Here is a 6345-nt window from a genome sequence, read left to right on the forward strand (position 1 = left end):
GGGCCGGTAGCGGGACCGACCCGCGCGGCGGCACCGAAGGACTGTGGGGGTTCCTCGGCGCACGCGGCGCGGGGAGCGGAGGGTCTCCGCCGCCCCGGGCACATGGCGGCCCCGGACACCGACGGGTGTCCGGGGCCGCTTCTCGCCGCCCGCTTCCTCGCTAGTACGACTCTTCGCCGGTGCCGAAGCCCAGGCCGTCCGTGCACGGGTTCGAGGTGGCGTCGCGCCCCGCGCCGGGGCGGGCGGCGTGCTCCTCGGGCGAGGGCGCGCCGCTCGGGACGTCGACCGCGCTCGGCGAGGCGCCCGGCGGCTCCAGCGGGACCGCCGCCTCGTCGGCCGCCATCAGCGGCGGCAGCGGGCGGTCCTCGCGCACCGCCGCGAACAGCTCCTCGGCCCGGTCCTCGTACCAGAGGATGCGGTTGGGGTCGAAGGGCGCCTGGTACCAGGGAACGGTGTGGAACTCGATGCTGCCCAGGTCCACGTCGGACATCGACACCGCGATCGACAGCATCCGGTCCAGCGTCAGCCGGCTGTCGGTGGCGCTGTGCGTGGTCACCGCGGTCAGCATGCCGTGCAGCTTCCTCGGGTCGGACAGCACCTCGCCCCGCATGGCCTGGTCGGCCAGGGCGGCCATGAACATCTGCTGCCGGTCGATGCGGCCGATGTCGCCGCCGTCGCCGATCTCGTAGCGGGCGCGTACGAACGACAGCGCCTGGTCGCCGGTGAGCGTCTGCTGCCCGGCGGGGATGTCGAGCTTGGAGCGCTCGTCCTTCATCGGCTCGGGGATGCAGATGTCCACCCCGCCGATGGCGTCCACCACGTCGCGGAAGCTCATGAAGCTCAGGTGCACGAAGTGGTCGATGCGGACGTCGGTGAGCGACTCGATGGTGCGCACCACACAGGGCGGGCCGCCGTGGTACATGGCGGCGTTGATCATGCCGAAGTACCCGTAGGTGCCCTCGGCGGTGCCGTAGGGGTCGCACTGCGGCAGGTTCACCAGGGAGTCCCGGGGGAAGCTGATCACCGAGACCCGGTCGTCGGGCGAGATGTGCGCAAGCATGATCGAGTCCGAGCGCTCGCCCTCGAACTCCGTCGTGTAGGCGGTGCTGCCCTCCTCGTAGCCGTCGGAGCCCATGAAGAGGATGTTGACCGCGTCGCTGATCTTCTCGGGGCGCTCGCCCTCGTCGAGGGCCGCCTCCAGGTCGTGCTGGACCATGCCCGAGCGCAGCGAGTGGTAGTAGCCGTAAGCGGTGGCGATCCCGGCGGTCAGCAGCACGGCCAGACAGGCGGCCGTCCAGACCACGATCCGCCGTATCCGCCGGCGCCCCCCGCCCCCGGCGGCCCCCGCTCCACCCCCGGCGCCGTCCCCGCCGCCGCCACCCCCGGACCCCGCGGCCGCGTCATCGCCGCCCGCCGCCCCGGCCCCGTCGGCACCACCCGCGCCGCCGCCCGAGCCTTCGCCCTCTCGGCCGCCCTTCCCCGCCGCGGCCACCACCCGGACCCCGCCCACGACCGTCACCGCCGCGCCGTCGCCCGGACCACCCGCCCCGGCGGCCCCTGCCGTCCCATTCCCCTCGGTACCCTCGGCGGTCGGGCCGCCGTGTGCCGTGGTGGAACCGCCCGTCTGCTCACCGCGGCCGCCTGCGGCCTCCGCCGCCGCGCCGTCGCCCGGCCCACCCGCCCCGGTGGCCACCGCGGCCCGCTCGGCCGCGGCGTCCCGCCCAGCGCGTGGTCTCTTCGCGGCGACCCCGACGGCCGGATCACCCGCCCCGGTGGTCTCAGGAATCCCACCCAACTCAGCGGCCCCGGCGGCACCGGCCGCCCCGGCGCTCCGGGCCTGCGGTGCGGGAGCGGCCTTGGCCGGGCGGCTCCGCCCGGCGCGTGCCTTCTCGGCGGCGCCGGGAACGTCGGCCTGGTCGTGCCTGGCGAACAGCGGCCTGCGCGTTCGTGCGGCGGGCCCGGCGGCCGGAGTGTCGGCGACCGACTTCGGCACGGGCGCGGTGTTGATGATGATGGGCCCCGGAGGCGGCGGCGCGATGGCGTTGACCAGGGCCATGACGTCGTCATCGTCATCGCCCGGGTCGGTCGGCTCCTCGCGGCCGACGCGCTCCAGCCGGCCGGAACGGCCGATGCGCCAAACGGGTTCGGCGCGCCTGCCGGCGGTGGCCGCGTCCCGTTCGGTCGGGTGCGCCGAACCGGTCTCCGGGTTCGGCTCCGGTGTGGTGTCCGCTCCGGTGTCGGCGGCGGCAATCTCGTCAGCGGTCATCGTGCAATCTCGGTGAGTTCGGACGGCGGGACGTGCCAACGGTCGGACGCCGACCCGGAGGAAAGGGTCACGAGTCCGTGTTCGGGGGACGGCGGAGGTCGCGCGCGATGATGTGGGTGCGGGAGGCCGTGGGGTGAGGCGTCGTGGCGTGCGGCGCCCTCGGGGGAGGGGGGTATGCGGCACGGAGGGCACGGACGACGGGGAATCCCGCGTGTGCTGGAGATCCTAGGTGAAGTTCTCGCGGAGTGCGCGCTCGACATGTCCGAGCACGGGGCTGGTGACCACAATTGCGCCGCACAATTCCTTCGCCGGAATGCGCCGCCGGTCGACGTGCGCATGTCCGACTTTCTCACCGGTGTCCACAAAGAACACTTCTGACCCGCCGCCCTGACCAAGCCTTGGCACAGGGCGACGGGTCACCGTGAGTTCCGGCCCCGGGTCACCGGGAGCCGTGATCGCAGGTCAGTCGTCCCAGAACGCGCTGCCCTCCTTGGCGGGCTGCTCCTCCGCCTTGGCCCCGGACTTGGCGGTGGCCCGCCCGGCGGCCTTGGTGGTCTTGCGCGCGGTCGTCGTCCCCCCGGAGGCCTTGCTCCCGGTGTGCCGCGGCCGTGCGGTGACCTGGCTCTTGGTGATGGGCTCGGCCGGTGCGGCCGGCGGGCGCGGCTTCTCGCCGGAGCGGATGCTCAGCGCCTCCTCCTCCACCCGGAGCATCTGCTTGACCTCGCCGGGCACCTCCGGCAGCCGCTCCGAACGCAGATGCGCCCCGAGCACCTCCAGCGCGTGCTCGCACAGCAGGCGGCGGGCCTTCTCGGCCTTGACCCCGCTCAGCTCCTCCAGCTCGGGCAGCGCCCGCTCGCGCAGCAGCCGCAGCACGGCGGCCAGCCGCTCGCGGGTCTTGCGGTCGGTCATCGACATGACCGTGATCTCGGCCTCGGCCAGGAAGCCGTCGGCGGAGTCGTCGGAGTCGCGTTCGGTGATGAACGCGCTGGTGAGCCTGCGGGCCGAGGCCCGGGATGCCTCGCGGACGTCGTTCCGGCGCAGCAGACGGGCCTGGAGGCCGGTCACGGCGACGCTGGCGACCAGGCTGATCGCGGCGCCGATCAGGATCAGGACGATCGGGTTCTCTAGCACGTCTGGCACGGTTCGAATGACCTTTCCGGGCGGGGGGCCGCACGGTGGGGAGTCGGGGGTGTGCGGGGGGTCAGGTGGTGGGTGACTATTCGGTACGGAGGGGGTCCTTGTCAAGTGCGTCGCGGGCACGCGACGCACCCGCGACGGCGTCGTCGCAGGTGGACACGGACGGTTGTTCCCCCTCCTGTGGGATCTATCCCGCCAGGAATTTGTTCACTGCCTCCGGGGACAGGATCTCCTCGGCGACCATGGCGGCGCAGCCGCGCACGCCCGCGTCGTCCCACAGGCTGCTGGCCACCACCCGCAGCTGCCGGGTGGCCAGCGCCGTGCACCGCTGGAACACGATCTCGCGCACGCCCGCGACGAGGTGGTCGTAGGCCTCGGACAGATCGCCGCCGAGCACGACGACCTCGGGGTTGAGCAGGTTGACGGCCCCGGCGAGGGCCTCGCCCAGGCGCCGCCCGGCCTCGCGGACGAGGGTGACGGCGACGGGGTCCCCGGCGCCGGCCAGGGACACCAGTTCCTTGAGCCCGGCGACCTCCCGGCCCTCGGCGGCGGCGAGTTCGAGCAGCCGGGGCCCGCCGGCGACGGCCTCCAGGCAGTCGGTGTTGCCGCAGCGGCAGGGCAGCCCCTGCCCGTCGCGGACGGGGATGTGGCCGATCTCCCCGGCCGCGCCGAGGGATCCGCGCAGCAGTCGGCCGCCGGAGATCAGCCCGGCGCCGATGCCGGTGGACACCTTGACGAACACCATGTCGGAGGGGTGCCCGTGCCCGCCCGCCAGGTGTTCGCCCAGGGCCATCACGTTGACGTCGTTGTCGACCATGACGGGCACGGGGAAGCGCTCGGCGACCAGCGGGGCCAGCGGCACGCCCGCCCATTTGCCGAGCAGGGGCCGGTCGTCGGCGCGCCCGGCGTGGAACTCGACGGTGCCGGGCAGGCCGATGCCCGCGCCGCGCACCTCGCGGGGGTCGCGGTCCAGGGAGACGAGCTGTTCGGCCCAGGTCTCCAGCAGCCAGGGGACGGTGGTGTCGGGTCCGGAGGCGATGTCGGGGGAGCCGGGGGTGCGTACGAGGATCTCACCGGACAGGTCGCAGACGGCGGCCTGGCTGCGCGCCATGCCCAGGGCGGCGGTGAGCAGCAGCCCGCTGTCGGCGTTGAACTCCAGCAGGGACGGGGGCCGCCCGCCGGTGGAGGCGGCGCCGCTGCCCTCGATCACCAGACCGCTGTCGATGAGCTCGGTCAGGCGCAGGGCGACGGAGGGGCGGGAGAGTCCGGTCGCGCGGGAGAGTTCGGACCGGTTGGTCGCCGCGCCGGTGCGGATGAGCTCCAGGATGTGACCGCTCGTGGTGGCAGCGGAGGACAGGCGTCCCGGGGTTCTGGCCATATCTCATTCAACCACTCGGTCAGGTTTCCGAACATGGGATCTTATGTAAAGAAGTGTTCTGAAGTGTGCTTGGTTTTTTACCATAGCGGGCCTTAAGGTCGAAAGGGACGAACGGACCACGCCTCCTGGGACACCCCGGCGCCCCGCACCTCCCGCAGTCCCTTCCGTCATTCCTCGCACGCTGGAGCACCCCGACATGCCGCAGCAGTCCGCGCCCCGCCCCACCGACCTGGTGGTCTTCGGAGGCACCGGCGACCTGTCCATGCGCAAACTCCTGCCCTCCCTCTACCTGCTGGACCGCGACGGCCACCTCGACCCGCGCACCCGCGTCATCGCCGTCTCCCGCGACGGCCTCACCGACGCCGACCTGCGCGGCAAGGCCGACGCCGCGGTCCAGGGCCACCACGCCGTCCGGGTCCCCGAACCCGCCGTGCTGCGCCGCTTCCTGGACCGCCTCTCCCACGTCACCGTGGACGTCGGCGGCGACCCCGCCGGCTGGGCCGACCTCACCCGGGTCCTGGACCCCGACCGCGACCGCGTCTTCTACCTCGCCGTCCCGCCGATGATCTCCGGCGCCATCTGCCGCGGCCTGGCCGACGCCGGACTGGTCACCCCCCACTCCCGGGTCGTCATGGAGAAGCCCCTGGGCCGCGACCTCGCCTCCGCCCGGGCCGTCAACGCCGAGGTCGGCGAGATCTTCACCGAGGAGCAGACCTACCGGATCGACCACTACCTCGGGAAGGAGACGGTGCAGAACCTGCTGGTGCTGCGCTTCGCCAACGTCTTCCTCGAACCCCTGTGGAACTCCCGGTGGATCGACCACGTGCAGATCACCGCCGCCGAGACCGTCGGCGTCGGCGGCCGCAAGGGCTACTACGACACCGCCGGGGCCATGCGCGACATGGTCCAGAACCACCTGCTCCAGCTGCTGTGCCTGACCGCCATGGAGCCCCCCGCCAGCTACGACCGCGAGGCCGTGCGCGACGAGAAGCTCAAGGTCCTCCAGGCCCTCAAGCCCCTCACCGGCGAACGCGTGCGCGAGGACACCGTGCGCGGACGCTACGGCCGGGGCGACGTCCACGGCTCGGAGGTCCTGGGCTACCTCGAAGAGCCGGGCGGCCCCGCCGACAGCACCACCGAGACCTACGTCGCCCTGCGCGCCGAGATCGCCAACTGGCGCTGGGCGGGCGTGCCCTTCTACCTGCGCACCGGCAAGCGCATGGACCGGGCCCGCTCGGAGATCGTGGTGCGCTTCCGCGACGTCCCGCACACCATCTTCCCCGGTGCCGCCACCGGCGGCGGCAGCCTCGTCATCCGCCTCCAGCCGGACGAGGGCATCCACCTCACCATGCTGGCCAAGGCCCCCGGCGCGGGCGCGCTGCGGCTGCGGCCGGTCCCGCTGGAGCTGAGCTTCGCCGACACGTTCGCCACCCGCTCGCCCGAGGCGTACGAGCGGCTGCTCATGGACGTGCTGGCCGGAGACTCCACCCTGTTCATGCGCCGCGACGAGGTCGAGGCGGCCTGGCGCTGGACGGATCCCGTGATCGCCGCCTGGGCCGACCTG

The 6345-nt window shown here is 73.3% G+C and carries 5 protein-coding genes; 2 read left to right on the plus strand and 3 right to left on the minus strand.

Annotated elements, in window-relative coordinates; all coding sequences use genetic code 11:
- Window positions 1-160: 160 nt before the first annotated feature.
- On the minus strand, window positions 161-2266 hold the full coding sequence (locus ACJOT3_RS31165) for an LCP family protein (protein ID WP_406976712.1): 2106 nt from the start codon (window positions 2264-2266) through the stop codon (window positions 161-163).
- Between the two features lie 213 nt (window positions 2267-2479).
- On the opposite strand from ACJOT3_RS31165, the gene ACJOT3_RS31170 reads away from it, so the two are divergent.
- A complete protein-coding gene (locus ACJOT3_RS31170; protein WP_406976713.1) occupies window positions 2480-2644 on the plus strand; it encodes a hypothetical protein in 165 nt (54 codons plus the stop codon).
- Window positions 2645-2728: 84 nt separating this feature from the next.
- Here the strand turns inward: ACJOT3_RS31170 and ACJOT3_RS31175 are convergent, their stop codons facing one another.
- A complete protein-coding gene (locus ACJOT3_RS31175; RefSeq protein ID WP_406976714.1) occupies window positions 2729-3397 on the minus strand; it encodes a hypothetical protein in 669 nt (222 codons plus the stop codon).
- A gap of 193 nt (window positions 3398-3590) precedes the next feature.
- On the minus strand, window positions 3591-4781 hold the full coding sequence (locus ACJOT3_RS31180; protein ID WP_406976715.1) for an ROK family transcriptional regulator: 1191 nt from the start codon (window positions 4779-4781) through the stop codon (window positions 3591-3593).
- 196 nt (window positions 4782-4977) lie between these two features.
- Between ACJOT3_RS31180 and zwf the strand changes: the two genes are divergently transcribed.
- Window positions 4978-6345: glucose-6-phosphate dehydrogenase (gene zwf / locus ACJOT3_RS31185; protein ID WP_406976716.1), on the plus strand; the 1368-nt coding region annotated here is incomplete at its 3' end.

It is taken from the genome of Nocardiopsis protaetiae, from assembly GCF_045446735.1.
GTDB classification, from domain to species: Bacteria; Actinomycetota; Actinomycetes; order Streptosporangiales; family Streptosporangiaceae; genus Nocardiopsis; species Nocardiopsis protaetiae.

Coding starts and splice junctions, on each gene's coding strand:
- ACJOT3_RS31180 (WP_406976715.1), bottom strand. CDS start 4,781: ATGGCCAGAACCCCGGGACGCCTGTCCTCCGCTGCCACCACGAGCGGT.
- ACJOT3_RS31165 (WP_406976712.1), bottom strand. CDS start 2,266: ATGACCGCTGACGAGATTGCCGCCGCCGACACCGGAGCGGACACCACA.